Origin of the sequence: Roseivivax sp. THAF197b, assembly GCF_009363255.1 — a bacterium.
Taxonomy (GTDB): Bacteria; Pseudomonadota; Alphaproteobacteria; order Rhodobacterales; family Rhodobacteraceae; genus Roseivivax.
Genome location: NZ_CP045318.1, coordinates 2,546,735 through 2,565,797 on the forward strand (window position 1 = coordinate 2,546,735; position 19,063 = coordinate 2,565,797).

The following is a 19,063-nucleotide window of genomic DNA, read 5'->3' on the forward strand; positions in this document are numbered from 1 at the left end:
GGCCCTTTTCTCCTCCTCCCTTGAAGGGTCGCCGCACACTCCCCCCCACCATCGACGATTTTTTGCGGCTTTCGCGCCCGTTCCGTACCGCGCGACGCTTTCCCTTGGCCCCCGGCTTCGCTAGGAGACGGGGCGAGAGATCAAGGAGGCCCGCGCGCCATGGCGATGGACAAAACTTTCGACTCAAAATCGGCAGAGGGCCGCATCTCGGCCGCTTGGGAAGAGGCGAATGCCTTTGCCGCGGGCGCCAATGCCAAGCCCGGGGCCGAGACCTTCTCGATCATGATCCCGCCGCCCAACGTGACGGGCAGCCTGCATATGGGCCACGCCTTCAACAACACTCTGCAGGACATCCTCGTGCGCTGGCACCGGATGCAGGGCCATGACACGCTCTGGCAGCCGGGCACCGACCATGCGGGCATTGCCACACAGATGGTGACCGAGCGCGAGATGGCCGCCAATGGCGAGCCCACGCGCACCGAGATGGGCCGCGAGGCCTTCCTGGAGCGCGTCTGGCAGCAGAAGATCAAATCCCGCGGCACGATCATCGGCCAGCTGAAGCGCCTCGGCGCCTCCTGCGACTGGTCGCGCGAAGCCTTCACCATGTCGGGCGCCCCCAATGCGCCCGAGGGCGAAGAGGGCAACTTCCACGACGCCGTGATCCGCGTCTTCGTCGACATGTACGAAAAGGGCCTGATCTATCGCGGCAAGCGGCTGGTGAACTGGGACCCGCATTTCGAGACGGCGATTTCGGATCTCGAGGTCGAGAATACCGAAGTGAATGGCCATATGTGGCACTTCAAATACCCGCTCGCGGGCGGGGCCACCTATACCTACGTGGAAAAGGACGAGGACGGGAACGTGCTCTTCGAGGAAGAGCGCGATTACATCTCCATCGCCACCACGCGGCCCGAGACCATGCTGGGCGACGGGGCCGTTGCCGTGCATCCCTCCGACACCCGCTATGCGCCCATCGTCGGCCAGCTCTGCGAGATCCCGGTCGGTCCCAAGGAGCATCGCCGCCTGATCCCGATCATCACCGACGAATACCCCGATCCCGATTTCGGCTCGGGCGCGGTGAAGATCACCGGCGCGCATGATTTCAACGACTACGCGGTGGCCAAGCGCGGGAATATCCCCTGCTACCGGCTGATGGACACCAAAGGCGCAATGCGTGCTGATGGCGAGGTATATGCCCGCGCGTCCGCCACCGCGATGGCCGTGGCCAAGGGCGAGGAAAGCCTCACCGAGGCCGAGGTCGACGCCGTGAACCTCGTGCCGGACGATCTGCGTGGGCTCGACCGGTTCGAGGCGCGCAAGGCCGTGGTCGAACAGATCACCTCGGAGGGGCTCGCTGTGATGGTCCCCGCCCACGATCCCCGTTTGGGCAAGAAGGCGGTGCGCCGGGATGCGGCCGAGGAAGGCGGGCAACCGCCTGAGGAGGTGCGCGTCCCCCTCGTCGAGGAAAAGCTGATCATGCAGCCCTTCGGCGACCGCTCCAAGGTCGTGATCGAGCCGATGCTGACCGACCAATGGTTCGTCGATGCCGAAAAGATCGTGGGCCCCGCGCTCAACGCCGTGCGCGACGGCACGACCCAGATCCTGCCCGAGCGCGACAAGAAGGTCTATTTCCACTGGCTCGAGAATATCGAGCCCTGGTGCATCTCGCGCCAGCTTTGGTGGGGGCATCAGATCCCCGTGTGGTACGGGCTCGATGTCTGGGATACCGGGTTCCGCGACGATGAAGGCGATGGCGATCTCGACATGGTCGAGATGGGCCGCCTCCTCCTTGATGGCGCGTTCAACCATGCGGAGCCGACCTTCCATTGCGCCGCCGATCTCGATGCGGTGGCCGAGAAGTTCCACGCCGATCTGCGCGCCCTGCCCGCGCCCCTGCACGCCGCCCAGGTGATCGAGGTCGCCGACCGGGATGCGGCGATGCACGCGCTGGCCGAAAGCCTTGCACAGTACGAGGTCAGCCAAGACCCGACGCAGCTGGTCTACCCGGTCTGGCGCGACGCGGACGTGCTCGATACCTGGTTCTCCTCGGGGCTCTGGCCCATCGGCACGCTGGGCTGGCCCGAACAGACGCCGGAGCTGCAAAAGTACTTCCCGACTTCGACGCTGATCACCGGCTTCGACATCATCTTCTTCTGGGTCGCCCGGATGATGATGATGCAATACGCCGTGGTCGGCGACCGGCCTTTCGACACCGTCTATGTCCACGCGCTCGTGCGCGACGAGAAGGGCAAGAAGATGTCGAAGTCGCTCGGGAACGTGCTCGACCCGCTCGACCTCATCGACGAGTACGGCGCGGATGCGGTGCGCTTCACGCTGGCCGCCATGGCCGCGATGGGACGTGACCTGAAGTTGTCGAAGGACCGCATCGCGGGCTATCGCAATTTCGGCACCAAGCTCTGGAATGCCTGCCGCTTCGCCGAGATGAACGGCGTGTTCGAGAACCGCGTGGCGTCCGCCACCCCGCCGCAGCCGACCCAGACCGCCAATCGCTGGATCGTGGGGGAGACCGCCCGCGTGCGCGAAACCGTGGACGAAGCGCTCGCGCAGTTCCGCTTCAACGACGCGGCGAACGCGCTTTACTCTTATGTCTGGGGCGTGGTCTGCGACTGGTATGTCGAGTTTTCGAAGCCGCTTTATGCCTCCGAGGACGACGCCATCATTGCCGAGACGCGGCAAACGATGGGCTGGGTGCTCGATCAATGCATGATCCTGCTGCACCCCTTCATGCCCTTCGTCACCGAGGAGCTGTGGGCCCTGTCCGCCCAGCGTGACGGGCTCTGTGTCCACGCCGATTGGCCCGACTACACCGCCGATGCACTGGTTGATTCGGCCGCAGAAGCGGAAATGCGCTGGGCGATTTCGCTGATCGAGGGCACCCGTTCGGCCCGCGCGCAGATGCGTGTGCCGGTCGGTCTCTACGCCCCGATGCTGGTCACCGGGCTCGATGCCGAGGGCCAGGCCGCCTGGGATCGCAACGCCGCGCTGATCAAGCGGCTGGCCCGGATCGAGAGCCTCGAATCCGTCGAGACCTTCCCGAAGGGCACGGTGACAATTCCCGTGGGAGCGGCCAGTTTTGGCCTTCCATTGGAAGGGCTTATCGATGTGGGTGAGGAAATCGCACGCCTCGAAAAGAGCCTCGGCAAGATCGAGAAGGAGGCCAAGGGCCTGCGCGGTCGGCTGTCCAATCCCAAGTTCGCCGAAAGCGCGCCGGAGGATGTGGTCGAGGAAACGCGGGACAACCTCGCCGCCCGGGAAGAGGACATATCAGCCCTGCAAGCCGCCCTGTCGCGCCTGAAGGAGATCGGTTAACCGAAAACCGGCCTTGCAGGCCTAAGGATTGCATTGATTGTCTATTTTTGTTTACATTTAATGTAGACAAAGCAGGCTGACGCACAAAGTGTCCCTGCGGTAAATTAATGGACATGAAAATGCTCTATCAGCGCGTCGCTGCGCTTCACGGCGCGGCGAGCCGCCCTTCTCCGATATCGCAACTGCGCGAGGCAACAGCCGCCGCGCATCTTTCTGTTGAACATGTGTTCGCGGACTTCATGGCCGCGCCCGGACCTTATCTGACCCCGTTTCTGGCGGCGCAGCTGACCGCGCTCACCGCGTTGCGCGCCCATTGCGCCCGGCCCGCGATCGAAGAGGATGGGGAAATCCTGGATGATCTGATCCAGGATCTGTCCAATGATCTGCGGGGAAAGGTGATCCCGGTTCTGCCGGTGGGTCGCGCCCTCGATCCCGAGGCCGTGAGCTACCTGACGCTTGGGTCGCGCCTCGGGACGGAGGTGATCCGACGCCACCTCGTCCATACCGGCATTCGCGTGCCAAGCGCGTTCGGTGCCGGACCGCCCAGCCTCGCCTGGCAGGCGTTTCGCGCCCGGATCAACGCGCTGGAAGGCGAACCTGCCGCCCTCGATACGGTGATCCAGGACGCGTGCCGGGGCTTCAGCCTCTTCCGCGCCGCCGCCTACTTACACGGCTTTGACCGGCCAGAAAGGACATCATGAGCGCACCTGAACCACAACGCGCTCGCACCAAGTCGACCGAGGTCGACCTGACGAATTGCGACCGCGAACCCATTCACCTCCTCGGCCGGGTCCAGTCCTACGGGGCATTGCTTGCCGTGTCCTCCGACTGGATCGTGCAGCACGCCTCCGAAAACCTGGGCGCGGTGCTGAACATATCGGCCCGGGATGCGATCGGAGTCAGCCTCGAGAGCCTGCTTGGCATCACCGCGCTGGATCGTATCCGGCGTCAGATGCGCATGATCGATGGCGTGGATCATGCCACGCGCATCTTCGATTTCCCGCTGGGCAAGCACAGCTACGATTTGTCCATTCACCAAAGCGGGCGCCACCTGATCTTCGAATTCGAAGCGCATGGGCAGCGTCACGACCGCAATGCGCTCAGCCAGACCTACCCGCTGATCCAGCGCGTGCGCCAGGCCCGGACCTTCGAGGAGAAGTGCCACGAAGGCGCGCGGGCCATGCAGATCCTGTCGGGTTTCGACACGGTGATGGTCTATCGCTTCGCCGCGGATAATTCCGGCACGGTGATCGCCGAGGTCAAAGGGGAAGACAGCCCGTCCTATCTGGGATTGCGGTTTCCGGCGGGCGATATCCCCAAACAGGCGCGCGAGCTCTACAAGCGGGCGCTCTTGCGCCTCATCGCGGATGTGTCGGACAGCGGCGCGGCCATCCTGCCCGAACGCTCGCCCGAGGGAGAGCCCATCGACCTTTCGCTTGCGGTGACGCGTGCGGTCTCTCCGGTACATCTGGAATATCTGCGCAACATGGGGGTCAGAAGCTCCATGTCGGTGTCGATCCTCAAGGATGACGACCTTTGGGGCCTTTTCGCCTGCCACCACCGCAGCCCGCATTACATTCCGTTCGAACAGCGCACCGCGATCGAGCTTTTCGCGCATCTGTTCTCCTACGAGCTGTTGACCCTGGAGGAGCGCCAGACCGCCGAGGCGCATCGCCGGACGGCGGCCTTGCAGCGCAAGTTCCTGATGCATGTCACGGATGGAACCAGCCTGCCGGACGCGCTTCAGGCCCTGTCGGGCGACTTGCAGAAGACCATCCCCCATGATGGCGCCATCCTGTCCACGAACGGGGAGTTCCATGCCTGGGGGTCCACCCCCGATGCGGCCGAGCTGCCGGAGCTCTTGCGGTTTCTGAACACCACCGAGGCGAGCGAGGTCTTCGCGACCCACACGCTTGGCGCCGATGCCCCCGAGAATACATCGTTTCTTCCGACCTGTGCGGGCGTGCTGGCCATCCCCTTCTCGCGCAATCCGCGCGACTACCTGATCCTGTGCCGCAGCGAAGTGGCACAATCGGTGCATTGGGCAGGACAGCCACAAAAGCACGAAGATGTCGGCCCGAATGGCATCCGCCTCTCCCCGCGCAAAAGCTTCGAGGCGTGGAAGGAAGACGTGACCGGCCAGTCTGAACCCTGGACCACGCTGGAGATTCAGGCGGCCTGGAACCTCAGAACCCTGCTGCTGGAAATGCTGCTGCGTATCAGCAACGACGAGGTTGAGACGGGCCAGCGTAGCGGCGCGCGTCAGGAAATCCTGATTGCCGAGCTGAACCACCGCGTCCGCAATATCCTGGGCCTGATGCGCGGGCTGATATCGCAATCGGCCTATGACGGCATGAGCCTCGATTCATTCGCCAAGACGCTGGACGGACGGATCCATGCCCTCGCGCTCGCCAATGACCAGCTGACCCGGCAGGATTGGGCACCGCTTTCGGTCACGGACTTGATCGAGCTGGAATTCGCGGCCTTCACCGCGCAGTCCGAGACGCCGCGCATGACGCTGACGGGCTCTGACGTGCTGGTCACCTCGGATGTCTACACGGCGCTCGCGCTGATCCTGCACGAAATGGTCACGAACTCGGTCAAGTACGGCGCGCTCAGCGTGCCCGAGGGCCGCGTCGCTATCGGCCTCAGCCGGACCGAGACCGGCGCGCTGCAGATCGACTGGCAGGACAAGGGCGGCCCGGAAGTCAGCCCGCCCACGCGGCGCGGCTTCGGATCGAGCATCATCGAAAGCTCCATTTCCTTCGAATTGGGCGGCACGTCCGAAGTGTCCTACCCCCCCACCGGAGTCGAGGCCCGCTTCGTGGTTCCGCCCGGATATCTCAGCGAGGCGGGCGCGGTCGTGCAGATGAGCGCCAACACGAATGCCGCCGCGCGCGGCAAGCCTGTGCTGTCCGGCACAGCGCTCGTGGTCGAGGATTCGATGATCGTGGCGATGGATGCCACCGACATCCTGAGCGATTTCGGCGCCAGCGCGACGGAGATGGCAGGCACCGTGCGCGACGCGATGAAGCTGATCGACCAGCACAGCTTCGAGGTCGCCCTGCTCGACGTCAATTTGGGCAGCGAGGAATCGATCGAGGTCGCGCGGCGGCTGGCCAAGCTTGGCGTGCCGATCGTGCTGACCACGGGCTATGGCGACATGGACGATCTCAGGTCCCGCTTTCCCAAAGCGGCCATCGTTCAGAAGCCCTTCTCGTCGACCACAATCGGTGCGGCGCTGGTGGATTGCGGACTTTCCGAAGGCTGAGGCCCGCGCGCATTAGCCTTGATCCGCATCAAGGACGGCAACGGCAGGGTCTCTAGTCTCGGGCGTATCACGCGTCCTTGCCGGAGCCCTGCCCGATGCCCCGTTTCCTGTTCCTGACCTTGCCCGCGCTGGCGCTGGTAACGGCCTGCATGCCGGAGCCCCCGGTGTCGGGCGCCATGCTCTATTCGAAGAATTGTTCCGGCTGTCACGGCGCGGACGCCACCGGCGGTGGCGAGGCGGCGGGGCGCGGCACCACGCCTCCGGACCTGACCCGCATTGCCGCGCGCCGCGATGGCATCTGGCCGATGCTGGAAGTGATGTCGATCATCGACGGCTATGCGAAGGGCACCAATCCGCGCGCGGGCATGCCGGCCTTCTCGGGCTTTCTCGATCCGCCGCTCGTGCCATTCGATACCGGCAACGGGGTCACCGTCGAGGCGCCGCGCAACCTGATCGCGCTCGTTGAGTATCTGGAGACGATCCAGTCGCCCCCACCCACCGATTACGTGCCCTGAGCGCCCCGCTCAGGCCGGTTGCGGCACCAGCCCCCCTGCCTCCTGCAGGGCCGCAATCACCGCATCGACGCCCTCACCATGGCGCAAGGCGGTGAACAGGAAGGGGCGCCCCTGGCGTACGCGGGTCGCGTCCCGCTCCATCACCTCGAGCGAGGCGCCCACATGCGGCGCAAGGTCGGTCTTGTTGATGACGAGGATATCCGAGCGGGTGATCGCGGGGCCACCCTTGCGGGGAATCTCCTCGCCCGCCGCTACGTCGATCACGTAGATCGTCACATCGGCGAGCTCGGGGCTGAAGGTCGCGGACAGGTTGTCGCCGCCGCTCTCGATCAGCACGATCTCCACATCCGGGTGGCGTTTCTGCATCTCGTCGACAGCGGCGAGGTTGATCGAGGCATCTTCGCGAATCGCGGTGTGCGGGCAGCCGCCCGTCTCCACCCCGATCACGCGGTCGGCGGGCAGGATCTGCATCCGCATCAGCGCCTCGGCATCTTCCTGCGTGTAGATGTCGTTGGTGATCACCCCGATGGAGAAGTCGTGCTTCAGCCGTTCGGCGAGCCGCGCGGTCAGCGTGGTCTTGCCCGCGCCGACAGGGCCACCGATGCCCACGCGCAGGGGTCCGTTCATCTGTGTCATGACTGGAAAAGCCTCGGTTGCAGGGTTTCGTGCCGCATGGATGCGATGTCAGCCATGAAGGCCGCGCTGTAAAGATCATCTTCGGTCGTGCCGCGCGTGGCCTCGGCAATAACGCGGCAGAGTGGGCGCAGATCGGCGACCACGCCCTGTGCCTCGGTCTGGCCCAAGGCCATCAGCCGCTGCGCGGCCGAGACGAGGTTGGAGACCTGCGATTGCAGATAAAGCGCTGCGGTCAGGTCGATATTCACACGCGCCAGCCGCGCCGCCCGCCCCAATGCCACCGGCAGGACCAGTTCCGGCAGCTCGATCTTGGAGGTGGCGGCGGTCGTTTTGCAGAAAGCCGCGCCCTGCCGGGTGATTTCGGCGCGGCGCTCCTCCGATGGCGCAAAGGCAAGCGCAGTGTCGTTGAGGTCCGCGAGGTCGGTCGCGTCGACTGCGTGGCCCAGCCGGATCAGGATCGCATCCGACCGTCCGGCCCCGTGTTCCAGCGTATCGGTGATCCAGTCCCGCAACGTGGCGGCATCGGTCACGTGCCCGTCGGCAATCGCCATCTCCAGCCCCTGCGACCAGGCGAAGGCGCCCAGCGGATAGGCGGGCGACAGCCATTGCGCGAGGATCAGGAGGTCGTCTTCAATGCTCATGCGCGGCGTCTGCATGGTCGTGAGGATGGACATGCGTTTCGGTGTGGCTGTGGCTGTGACTGTGACTGTGGCTCTGGCTGTGGGAATGCGCGGTCGCGCCATGTTCATGGCTGTGGGTCCGGCCATGCCCGTAAGCCCCGCCTTCGGGCGTGAAGGGGGCGGTGGCCTCCGCGATCTCCGCATCCAGGTGCTCGAGCATATGCGCAATCACCGGGTCGTTCTGGATCTTCAGATGATCCGCCTCGATCTGACAGGGCGTGTGCCGGTTGCCGATATGCCAGGCGAGGCGTGGCAGGTTTTCGCCGCGGATTTCAAGCACCGCTTCCTCGGCGGCGCGGATCGCGACACGGCTGCCATCGGTAAGTTCCAGCACATCGCCATCATCGAGCGAGGTGGTCTGCGCGAGATCGACGATGAAGGCGCGGCCATCCTCGGTGGTCAGACGCTTGCGGCGTAGGAAGCGTGCCGCGTAGTCGAGCCGGCAGACTGGGTCGCCGTCGTGAGCGGCCTTGCGGTGCAGGGTTTGGGCGATGGGCAGGTCGGTCATGGAATGGCTTTCGAAGGGTGCGCGAGACGCGCATCGTCGGGCCGCGGTGCGGCGATCAGGGATTGGTTGCAAAGCGCTTTATGGTTGGCAAATCCGCGCTCACTCCGAGTGAGGCGCCAGGCTTTACCAGATCGCCGGACCGTCACGCCAGAGGCGTGCCACCCAAGATCGGCGCACCTCCGGTGCGACGGGCGGCCCGGCGATGCGCGGCGGCCTATGGCCTTGATTCCGCGCGCGCCAGTTTCTGCCAGGGCCCGCATCAGAACAGAAAATACCGCTGCGCCATGGGCAGGCTCTCCGCCGGTTCGCAGGTCAGCAATTCCCCATCCGCGCGCACCTCGTAGGTCTCGGGGTTCACCTCGACCTCGGGCGTTGCATCGTTGAGTTTCAGGTCCCCTTTGCCGATCTCGCGGGTATGGCGCACGGCGATGGTATCCTTGGCCAAACCAAGCGTGTTGCCGATGCCAGCGGCCTGCGCGGCCTCGGACACGAAAATCGCGGCGGAGCGTTCCACGTTGCGCCCGTAAGCCCCGAACATGGGCCGGGAATAGACCGGCTGCGGCGTCGGGATCGAGGCATTGGGATCGCCCATCTGCGCGCAGGCGATGGAGCCGCCGATCAGCACCATCTCGGGCTTCACCCCGAAGAAGGCCGGGTTCCAGAGGCAGAGATCGGCGCGCTTGCCCTCTTCGATGGACCCGATTTCATGGCTGATCCCATGCGCGATCGCCGGGTTGATCGTGTATTTCGCGATATAGCGGCGCACGCGGAAATTGTCGTTGTCGCCCGTCTCCTCGGGCAGTCGTCCGCGCTGCTTCTTCATCTTGTCGGCGGTCTGCCAGGTGCGGATCAGCACCTCGCCCACGCGCCCCATGGCTTGGCTGTCGGATGCAATGATCGAAAACGCGCCCATGTCGTGCAGGATGTCCTCGGCCGCGATGGTCTCGCGCCGGATGCGGCTTTCGGCGAAGGCGATATCCTCGGGGATCGACTTGTCGAGGTGGTGGCAGACCATGAGCATGTCGAGATGTTCCTCGATCGTGTTCACGGTGAAGGGGCGTGTGGGGTTCGTCGATGACGGCAGGACGTGATCGAGCCCGCAGATCTTGATGATATCCGGCGCATGCCCGCCGCCCGCACCTTCGGTATGGAAGGCGTGGATGGTCCGGCCCTTCATGGCCTTCACGGTGTGCTCCACGAAGCCGCTCTCGTTCAGAGTGTCGGTGTGGATCATCACCTGCACATCCATCGCGTCCGCAACCCCGAGGCAGCAATCGATGGCGCCGGGCGTCGTGCCCCAATCCTCGTGCAGCTTGAGCGCGCAGGCGCCCGCATTGACCTGTTCCTCCAGCGCTGCGGGCAGCGAGGCATTGCCCTTCCCCGCAAAGGCGAGGTTCATCGGAAACGCGTCGGCAGCCTGCAGCATCCGCCCGATATGCCAGGGCCCGGGCGTGCAGGTGGTGGCCAGCGTGCCATGGGCGGGGCCTGTGCCGCCGCCAAGCATCGTCGTCAGGCCCGAATGCAGCGCGTCCTCGATCTGCTGCGGGCAGATGAAGTGGATGTGGCTGTCGAAGCCGCCCGCGGTCAGGATACGCCCCTCGCCCGCGATGGCCTCCGTGCCGGGGCCCACGATGATATCGACACCGGGCTGCGTGTCGGGATTTCCCGCCTTGCCGATCTTGTGGATGCGCCCGTTCTTGAGGCCCACATCCGCCTTGTAGATACCGGTCCAGTCGACGATCAGCGCGTTGGTGATGACCGTATCGACGGCGCCCTCGGCCCGCGTCACCTGAGACTGGCCCATGCCGTCGCGGATGACCTTGCCGCCGCCGAATTTCACTTCCTCACCGTAATGAAGCGCATTGGCGCCCGATCCGCCCGAGGCCGCGGCCCCCGCGCCTTCGGCGATCAGGTCGCGCTCTACCTCGATGATAAGGTCGGTATCGGCCAGCCGCAGCCGGTCGCCCACGGTGGGGCCGAACATGGCGGCGTAATCGGCGCGTTTGATGGTGGCTGGCATAATCGCGTCCTTACATCATGGCGCGGAAATCGGCGTTCCGGCGCGTTGTCATCTCTTCCATGCACATCCAGTAGATCATCGGCGCGATGGAGCCCCCGGCGAAGTCATCGCGCTCCGCCTCGCAGCGGGCGTCACGGGCGCGCAGCCAGGTGCGCTGTTCGGTGAGCAAGCGTTGCCCCCACCCCTGCCGGTCGGCGCGGGGTTTGAGGATTTTCCACAGGCGATTGAGCTCGGCATCCGCTTTCTCCCAGCTTTCCTGAGCGCAGATATTCAGCGCCATCTGGGTTGTGCCCCGGTTGCATTCGAGGCCTTGCGCCCAGCCTCCGGTCGCAGGCACCATCAAGGCGATTGCGTAGATCAGGCGTCTCATAACGCCCCCATGACCGTCTTGTTGAACCCGTAGATGCGGCGGTCCCCGGAGAAGGGGATGAGGTTCACCTCCCGCCGCTGGCCCGGCTCGAAGCGCACGGCCGTGCCCGCCGCGATGTCGAGCCGCAAGCCATGCGCGGCGTCGCGGTCGAACTCGAGCGCCGGGTTCGTCTCGGCGAAATGGTAATGCGAGCCCACCTGCACCGGCCGGTCACCGGTATTGGCGACCATCAGCGTCGTGACAGGGGCATCCGCGTTCAGCGTCAGGCTGCCGTCTTTCGGGAACATCTCTCCGGGGATCATGGGCGGCGCCTCCTAGCGGATGGGGTTGTGAACGGTGACGAGCTTCGTGCCGTCCGGAAACGTGGCCTCGACCTGCACTTCGTGGATCATCTCAGGGATGCCCTCCATGCATTGATCGCGGGTGATGACCTCGGCGCCCGCCTGCATCATCTCGGACACCGACCGCCCGTCGCGCGCGCCTTCGACCACCGCATCGGTGATGAGCGCGATGGCCTCGGGGTGATTGAGCTTCACGCCGCGGGCGAGCCGCTTGCGCGCCACCTCGGCGGCCATGGCCACCAGCAGCTTGTCTTTTTCGCGGGGTGACAGGTTCATGTCAGAGCCTCCAGGACGCAGGAAGTGTATCGCGGCTGAGCCGGTCGAGAATGGGCAGAAGGGCCGTGCGCAGGGCGAAGCCGTCTTCGGCGAGAAGCCGCAGCGCAAGGGTGTCGGGCGCCAGAAGCGACGCGCCGCCCGTGGCGGGCAGATGGGTGCGGACGGCATCGAGATGCGCCTCGGCATCAGGCGCCACGTAAAGCAGGCTCGCCATCGCGCCCGCCCCCTGCCCCAAGGCGCGCCGGGCCAGCGTGGCGGCGATGTCGCCGTGCAACTCGGTACCGTCGAGGTAGTGCGCGCGGCCTCCGCGGGTCACGCGGATACGGTCGGACAGATGGCCCGTTTTCAGCGTCTCGGCCATGGCGCGACGGCCGAAGATCACCGGCTCTACCATCAGAAGGCGCGCGGTCGGATCGAGGTCTATCGAGAGCCGCCGTTCCAACGCGCCGCCGTCATAGACAATGAGCTCCTGCGGCAGCCAGGACAGATGCGCGTCCGCTCCGACCGTGATGTCGGTAGTGACCTGCGCGCGGCCCTCAGCCGCGCGGTACACCCGTTCGGCGGCCTGTGTGGTCAGCGTCAGATGCGCACCGGCCTGCACCTCGGCCGAGACCTGGATGCGGTCGCCGCCGGTCAGGCCACCGGCGGTGTTGATCAGGATCGCCTCGGCCCGCGGTTTGCGCACGGGAAACAGCATCTTGAGCGCGCCGCGCGTGCGGAACCGGTCGAGCACACTCTGCCCGTCGCGCGCCTTCACCGACAGCCAGCCCTGCCCGTCCGCACGCGGCACGCGGGGCGCGTCTGTCGCAGGATCTGTCACTCTTTGCAGGATCGGTCTTCTCCGTCACGCAGATGCGTCTTGGCCTTATGGCGCGCGTTTTGGACGCGGGATGTCAACGATTCCCGGCGCTTTGCCCAATAAACAGGCAGTCGCGCGGCGCTCAGACCGACACATCGTCCAGCACCGCCTGCCGGTCGGCCTCGTCCCGCGCCACGTTCCGGATGACCCGGCCCTGGCGCAGCGCCACGATCCGGTCCGCGAGCCCCCAGGCGAAATCGAAGCGTTGTTCCACCAGCACCACCGCCATCTCGCCCGCATCGCGCAAGCCCGCGATGACGCGACCGATCTGGTCGATGATATTCGGCTGAATGCCTTCGGTTGGTTCATCGAGCAGAAGCACCTTGGGCTTGGTCACCAGTGCGCGCGCAATGGCCAGTTGCTGCTGCTGCCCGCCCGAAAGATCGCCGCCCCGCCTGCCCCGCATCTCCGCCAGCACCGGGAAGAGATCGAAGATATCATCCGGCACGCGGCGCGCCTCACGCGGCAGGCAGGCAAAGCCCACTTCCAGGTTCTCGGCCACGGTCAGCTGGGCGAAGACCTCTCGTCCCTGCGGCACGTAGGCGATACCCGCCCGCGCCCTGCCCTGCGCGCCCGAGGGCAGCGCCGCACCGTCGAGTGTGATCGCGCCAGACGCCGGATGCCGCCCGGAAATGGCCTTCAGAAGCGAGGTCTTCCCGGTGCCATTCAGCCCCATGATGCAGGTGATCTGCCCCGCCTTCGCGGTCAGGTCGATCCCGTGCAGGATGCGGCTGCCGCCATATTCGAGCGTGATACCCTGCGCCTCAAGCATCTGCTGCCTCCTCGGGCCGCCCCAGATAGACGTCGATCACGCGCGGATCGGCGCAGACATGATCGAGCGAGCCTTCCGCCAGCGACCGCCCCTCATGCAGGACCGTCACGCGGCAATTCAGGCGCCGGACGAATTCCATGTCATGCTCGATCACGATCACTGCGCGGGTCTTCGCGGCCTCGACCAGCATGGCCGTGGTGCGTTCGCGTTCCGCCGTGGTCATGCCCGCGGCGGGCTCATCGACCAGCAGGAGGCGCGGCTCCTGCGCAAGCAGCATGCCGATCTCCAGCCATTGCTTCTGGCCGTGGCTCAGGATGCCCGCGCGTTTGGCGAGGTCCTTCTCCAGCCCCACCTCCTCAGCCACGGCCGCGGCGCGCGCGGTCCGGTCCGGCCGCCGCATCAGCACGTTCAGCGGGTTGCGCGGTGCGGCAAGCGCCATGGTGAGGTTCTCAAGAACAGTCTGATCCTCGAACACCGTGGGTTTCTGAAACTTCCGCCCAATGCCCGCCCGCGCGATCTGCGCCTCGGACAGTTTCGTCAGATCGCGCGACAGCTCGCCGTAGCGGATGGTCCCGCTATCGGGCCGGGTCTTGCCGGTGACGAGATCCATGAAGGTCGTCTTGCCGGCGCCATTGGGGCCGATGATGGCGCGCAACTCGGGCTCGTTGACCGAGATGGACAGGTTGTCGATGGCCTTGAACCCGTCGAAGGACTTGGTGACGCCCGAGACTTCCAGAAGCGCGCTCATGGCTGTTCCTCCTCCCCCCGGAGCGATCCCTGATCGGGGCCGAGGTCTTCGCGGCGGCGCGCCCGCCGGTCGCTGTAGATATCGACAAGACCGCCAAGGCCCTTGGGCGCAAAGAGCGTGACCAGCACGAAGGACAGGCCCAGAAGCACGAGCCACCAATCAGTCCATTTGATCGTGTAGAAACCAAGCTCGATATCGGGCGCGCCGCCGCCGGTGAACCAGCTGGAGGCGAGGCTGACCACGGCAGCGCCGATCACCGCCCCGTAAAGCCTGCCGCGCCCGCCGATGGCCACCCAGACGACCAGGTAGATCGACGCGATGGGTGCGATCTCGGCGGGGTTCACGATGCCCGCCTGCGGGTAATAAAGCGCGCCCGCGAGACCGCAGAGCATCGCCGTGCCGGTGAAAATGGCGAGCTTGTAATGCTCGACCTCGTAGCCCAGGAACCGCACCCGCGCCTCGTTGTCGCGGATGCCGCGCAGCACGCTGCCGAAACGACCCGACACGACCCAGGAGGCCCCCAGATACGCGAGCGCCAATGCGATGGCGGAGGCCCAGAGAAACCAGATCGAGATCACCGATTGCGGCGTATTCTCGAAGCCCGGAATGTTCTGCAGGCCCGACAGGCCGTTATTGCCGCGCAAGCCGCTGTCGTTCTGAAAGAGCCACAGCGACAGCGCCAGCGTGCCCGCCTGCGTCAGGATCGACAGGTACACGCCCGCGACCCGGCTGCGGAAGGCAAGCCAGCCGAAAAGGCCCGCGATCACGCCCGGTACGAGGATCGCGAAGGCCAGTTGTAGGGGCAGCGACCCGGCAAAGGCCCAGAGCCACGGGATCTCGGACGTGCCAACGACGCCGAAGATCTGCGTGCCGATCGCCTCTCGGATTTCCAGCGGCGTCGGCGGCAGCGTCGATTGCGCGAGCGAGGCCGCGACGATGGCTTCCGTGCGGTCCCACATCAGCCACATGCCGATGGCGTAACCGCCGATCCCGAAGAAGGCGAAATGCCCCAGCGACAGGATGCCGGTGAAGCCCCAGACGAGATCGAGCGCGAGGGCCGCGAGGCACAGGCAAAGGGTCTTGCCCAGAAGCTTGACGAAGGACACCGAGACGAGACCTGCCTGCGCCATGATCGTCACGAGCACCGTGAGCGTCGCAAGGCCCAGCATCATCAGGACCACATCCTTGCGCGCGATCAGCGGGCGCCTTCCGCGCGGCGCGATATCGAGGGTTTCGATGCTCATGCGGCGAACCTCCCCTTCTGGGGGACAATGCCGCGCGGACGGACCTGGATGAAGAGGATGATGAACAGGATCATGTATGTCTGCGCCGCCAGAGTGTTCGACGGGTTCAGCCATTCGATCCCCTTCTGCAGCCCGCCGATCATGCCCGCGCCCGCCAGCGTGCCGAAGACCGATCCGACACCGCCCACGACCACCGTCATGAAGCTTTGCACGATATAGGCGGCACCCATTTCCGACGTGACCTGCGCGAACAGCCCGATGGCCACGCCCGCGACGCCCGCGATGCCGGAGCCCAGTGCAAAGGTCGCCATGCCCACGCGGTCCGGATCGACGCCCAATGAGGCCGCCATGCCGGGATTCTGCGTGACCGCGCGCACTTCGAGGCCCAAACGCGTGCGGCGCAGGATGAAGACCAGAACCGCGAGGAAGATCGCCGCAAGCACAAAAATCGCGATGCGGATATAGCTGATACCCACGACATCGTTCAGAACCAAGGCGCCTGCCAGCCAGTCGGGCGAGGTCAGCGGCACGGCCTGCGTGCCGAAGATGTTCTTGAAAATCTGCTGCAGCATGATCGAGATGCCGAAGGTCGCAAGCAGCGTCTCGAGCGGACGATGCGCGAGGTGCCGGATCACCAGCCGTTCCAGCGCAACCCCCGCAGCGCCTGCGACCACGAAGGCCAAGGGCAGCGCGATGATGAGCGACAGGGTGTAATCGGGCACGATGGTCTGCACGACATAGCCCGTATAGGCGCCGATCATGATGAACTCGCCATGGGCCATGTTGATGACGCCCATGACACCAAAGGTGATGGCAAGACCGATTGCGGCGAGGAAATAGATCGAGGCGAGCGAGAGCGCGTCGAGCGCCAGATCCACGGCCTCGGCGCGGGCGACGCGGGCCTCGACCTCGGCCAAGGCCGTCTCGGCGGCGGCGGTCACGGCAGGATCGGGCTCGTCATAGACCTCAAGGATCGGCGTCGCGGCCAGCAATTCGGCGATGGCGTCCTCTGCGGGGCGCGCGGGTGCCGCGCCTGAGGCGGCCAGCGCGTCATAAGCGTCCCAGCGGGCGGCCTCAGAATCGAGCGTGGCGATGGGCCTGTCCGCGATGCGCCCGCCCTCGATGGCGGCAATGAGAGCCGCATCTCTGGCCGCGCGGCTGACCGTCGCGACCTCGCGCCCCGCCTCGGCCAGAAGCGCCAGCGCGTCGGCCTCCGATATGTCCGTTCCGATCTCGAGCGTGCGGGCGACATTTGCGTCCTCGGGCGCGGGCCCGACGATGGTGTCCGTGGTCAGGATAGTGTTGAGCGCGGCGCGCGCCTCAAGGGAAATGCGCGCGGCCATCCATTCGATCGCCTCGATCCGGCGTGCGGGATCCTCGCCGAAGCGGATGGTGATGAGGCGGTCGAGCGCCTCTTTGCGGTCACGGATCGCGCGGTTTTCCTCGCCCTCGATGGAGGCGCGGAGCGGCGCCAGCAGGTCCGGCGTGGGATTGCGCGTCAGCGCGTCGAGCGCCGCAAGACGGCGGTCCGGATCGGGATCGTTCAATTGGAACTGCACCAGTGCCGTGGCGATCAGGCGCCGCACGCCCGCATTGGGTTTCAGCTCGGTGATGTCGTCGCGGGGCGCGGTGCCCGCATCACTCCCATCCTCGACGGATTGCAGCACGTAGCTGTCGCCCTCCCGTTCGCCGGTGAAGAACAGCCCGTCGCTGTCGCGCTGCAACGCGCGCCTGTCGCCCCAGGCCTCCAGGAAGGACGGCATGCCGCTCGCACCGCTGGACGCCAGATCATCGAGCACCGGCTGGATCGTCCGACGCGAGGGCTTGGCGATCTGATCGGCGTGGGACTGCAGGGCGCTCTGGACGGGTCCCAACTGATCGGCGTCGCCTTGTGCCGCAACCGGAGTGCAGAGCACGGACAGGACGAAACTCAGGATGAGCGATAGGCGGCGCATTGGCTTTCCTCATGCGAAAACCGACCCGGGCGAAGAGCGCCCGGATCGGTCATCAGGTCGATTGGGCTCAGTAGTTCGACAGGATCTGGACGCAGCTTTCCGTCTCTGTGTCGTACATGCCGCAGCCAAGCTCGGGCCAGTCGGAGACCAGCTTGGCGCTATCCGGCAGATGGTCGGTCCAGGCGTCGCCCGGCACTTCCTCGGTCTGGCTGACGATGTCGAACTGGCCGTCCTCGGTGATCTCGCCGATGAGCACGGGCTTCGCGAGGTGGTGGTTCGGCAGCATGACCGCCGTGCCGCCCGTGAGGTTCGGGAATTCCTGCCCGTACATCGCGTCGCGGACCGCGTCGACATCGGTGGTGCCCGCTTCGGTGACCGCGTTCACCCACATGTTGAAGCCGATGTAATGCGCCTCCATCGGGTCGTTGGTGACGCGATCCTCGCCCATCCGTTCCTTCCAGGTGGCGACAAATTCGCGGTTCGCCTCGGTGTCGGCGGACTGGAAGTAGTTCCACGCGGCCAAGTGACCGACGAGGTTGGTGGTGTCGAGGCCGGAGAGCTCTTCCTCACCGACGGAGAAGGCCACGACGGGGATGTCGTCGGCGGAAATCTCGGCCGCGGCCAGTTCCTTGTAGAAGCCGATATTGGCATCGCCGTTGATCGTGGAGATCACACCGACGGGGCGGCCATCGGCGCTCATGTCGACGACATCACCCACGATGGTGGCCCAGTCGGAATGCCCGAATGGGGTGTAGTTGACGAAGATGTCCTCCTCCGCGACGCCGTTCGACTTGAGATATGCCTCGAGGATGTTGTTCGTGGTGCGCGGATAGACGTAGTCGGTGCCCAGAAGCGCGAAGCGTTCGATGCCCAGCTCTTCGAGGAAGTAATCCACTGCCGGGATCGCCTGCTGGTTGGGCGCCGCACCGGTGTAGAACACGTTCTTGGAGCTTTCCTCGCCCTCGTACTGAACGGGGTAGAACATCAGGCCGTTGAGTTCTTCGAGCACGGGCAGCGCGGATTTACGGCTGACGGAGGTCCAGGAGCCGAAGATCACATCCACTTCCTCGACGGTCAGCAGCTCGCGCGCCTTCTCGGCAAAGAGCGGCCAGTCGGAAGCCGGATCGACCACCACCGCCTCGAGATCGCAGCCCAGAAGGCCGCCCTTCTCGTTCTGCTGATCGACCAGCATCTCGACGGTGTCCTTCAGAGTGGTTTCGGAAATGGCCATGGTGCCCGACAGCGAATGCAGCACGCCCACCTTGACGGGACAGTCCTGTGCGGCGGCCGGAAGGGCCGGCAGCAAACACGCGGCGGTCAGCAGTAAAGTGCGTTTCACGAAGATATCTCCCAGATGTTGACGAACGAAACCGTGCGCCGAGCCGACATGCGGCGCCAATCATCCAAGGGCGGTGTTTCTCTGCGATGCAGAAAACTGCGCGAAAAAGCGGCAGACAGAGAGTGAAACGTCGCGAAATTGCGCGTTTTGCGACAGCGCAAAACCTGTTTTGCGGGAATGGCGCAGGCTGGCAACTGCG

General features: G+C 65.4%; 17 protein-coding genes. 4 read left to right on the plus strand and 13 right to left on the minus strand.

What is annotated here, in order from left to right:
• The first annotated feature begins 159 nt into the window (after nt 1–159).
• The 4 genes from FIV09_RS12325 to FIV09_RS12340 all read left to right on the plus strand — a co-directional run bounded on the left by FIV09_RS12325 (nt 160) and on the right by FIV09_RS12340 (nt 7,116).
• Nucleotides 160–3,330: a valine--tRNA ligase gene (locus FIV09_RS12325; protein WP_152450222.1), complete on the plus strand. Its 3,171-nt coding sequence runs from the start codon at nt 160–162 to the stop codon at nt 3,328–3,330.
• A 119-nt stretch (nt 3,331–3,449) separates the two neighbouring features.
• Nucleotides 3,450–4,031: a hypothetical protein gene (locus tag FIV09_RS12330; protein ID WP_152455632.1), complete on the plus strand. Its 582-nt coding sequence runs from the start codon at nt 3,450–3,452 to the stop codon at nt 4,029–4,031.
• On the plus strand, nt 4,028–6,601 hold the full coding sequence (locus FIV09_RS12335; protein ID WP_152450224.1) for an HWE histidine kinase domain-containing protein: 2,574 nt from the start codon (nt 4,028–4,030) through the stop codon (nt 6,599–6,601). Before FIV09_RS12330 ends, FIV09_RS12335 begins: the two co-directional genes overlap by 4 nt.
• Nucleotides 6,602–6,696: 95 nt before the next feature.
• Nucleotides 6,697–7,116: a c-type cytochrome gene (locus FIV09_RS12340; RefSeq protein ID WP_152450225.1), complete on the plus strand. Its 420-nt coding sequence runs from the start codon at nt 6,697–6,699 to the stop codon at nt 7,114–7,116.
• Between the two features lie 9 nt (nt 7,117–7,125).
• Here the strand turns inward: FIV09_RS12340 and ureG are convergent, their stop codons facing one another.
• From ureG to urtA, 13 genes are all read right to left on the minus strand, one after another.
• Nucleotides 7,126–7,752 carry an urease accessory protein UreG gene (gene ureG / locus FIV09_RS12345; protein WP_152450226.1) on the minus strand — a complete coding sequence of 209 codons (627 nt, stop codon included), beginning with the start codon at nt 7,750–7,752 and terminating at the stop codon, nt 7,126–7,128.
• Nucleotides 7,749–8,393 (minus strand): urease accessory protein UreF, encoded by a 645-nt coding sequence (locus FIV09_RS12350; protein WP_152450227.1) that lies wholly within the window; start codon nt 8,391–8,393, stop codon nt 7,749–7,751. The genes ureG and FIV09_RS12350 overlap by 4 nt, the downstream gene beginning before the upstream one ends.
• Nucleotides 8,383–8,940 carry an urease accessory protein UreE gene (locus tag FIV09_RS12355; RefSeq protein ID WP_152450228.1) on the minus strand — a complete coding sequence of 186 codons (558 nt, stop codon included), beginning with the start codon at nt 8,938–8,940 and terminating at the stop codon, nt 8,383–8,385. Before FIV09_RS12355 ends, FIV09_RS12350 begins: the two co-directional genes overlap by 11 nt.
• 259 nt (nt 8,941–9,199) lie before the next feature.
• The gene (gene ureC, locus FIV09_RS12360) at nt 9,200–10,960 is read right to left on the minus strand and encodes an urease subunit alpha (RefSeq protein WP_152450229.1); all 1,761 of its coding nucleotides are present in this window, start codon (nt 10,958–10,960) and stop codon (nt 9,200–9,202) included.
• 10 nt (nt 10,961–10,970) lie between these two features.
• Entirely contained in the window at nt 10,971–11,330 is a 360-nt protein-coding gene (locus FIV09_RS12365) for a lysozyme inhibitor LprI family protein (RefSeq protein ID WP_152450230.1), read from the minus strand.
• Entirely contained in the window at nt 11,327–11,632 is a 306-nt protein-coding gene (locus FIV09_RS12370) for an urease subunit beta (protein ID WP_152450231.1), read from the minus strand. Before FIV09_RS12370 ends, FIV09_RS12365 begins: the two co-directional genes overlap by 4 nt.
• 12 nt (nt 11,633–11,644) lie before the next feature.
• Nucleotides 11,645–11,947, minus strand: a complete 303-nt coding sequence (locus tag FIV09_RS12375; RefSeq protein WP_152450232.1) for an urease subunit gamma — start codon at nt 11,945–11,947, stop codon at nt 11,645–11,647.
• Between the two features lies 1 nt (nt 11,948).
• Nucleotides 11,949–12,767 (minus strand): urease accessory protein UreD, encoded by an 819-nt coding sequence (locus FIV09_RS12380; protein ID WP_254702224.1) that lies wholly within the window; start codon nt 12,765–12,767, stop codon nt 11,949–11,951.
• Nucleotides 12,768–12,888: 121 nt separating this feature from the next.
• Nucleotides 12,889–13,578 (minus strand): urea ABC transporter ATP-binding subunit UrtE, encoded by a 690-nt coding sequence (gene urtE / locus FIV09_RS12385; protein WP_152450233.1) that lies wholly within the window; start codon nt 13,576–13,578, stop codon nt 12,889–12,891.
• Nucleotides 13,571–14,326 (minus strand): urea ABC transporter ATP-binding protein UrtD, encoded by a 756-nt coding sequence (gene urtD / locus FIV09_RS12390; protein WP_152450234.1) that lies wholly within the window; start codon nt 14,324–14,326, stop codon nt 13,571–13,573. Before urtD ends, urtE begins: the two co-directional genes overlap by 8 nt.
• A complete protein-coding gene (urtC, locus tag FIV09_RS12395; protein ID WP_172975709.1) occupies nt 14,323–15,570 on the minus strand; it encodes an urea ABC transporter permease subunit UrtC in 1,248 nt (415 codons plus the stop codon). Before urtC ends, urtD begins: the two co-directional genes overlap by 4 nt.
• A complete protein-coding gene (gene urtB / locus FIV09_RS12400; protein ID WP_152450235.1) occupies nt 15,567–17,525 on the minus strand; it encodes an urea ABC transporter permease subunit UrtB in 1,959 nt (652 codons plus the stop codon). The genes urtC and urtB overlap by 4 nt, the downstream gene beginning before the upstream one ends.
• 67 nt (nt 17,526–17,592) lie before the next feature.
• Entirely contained in the window at nt 17,593–18,864 is a 1,272-nt protein-coding gene (gene urtA, locus FIV09_RS12405; RefSeq protein WP_371417699.1) for an urea ABC transporter substrate-binding protein, read from the minus strand.
• Nucleotides 18,865–19,063: the final 199 nt, after the last annotated feature.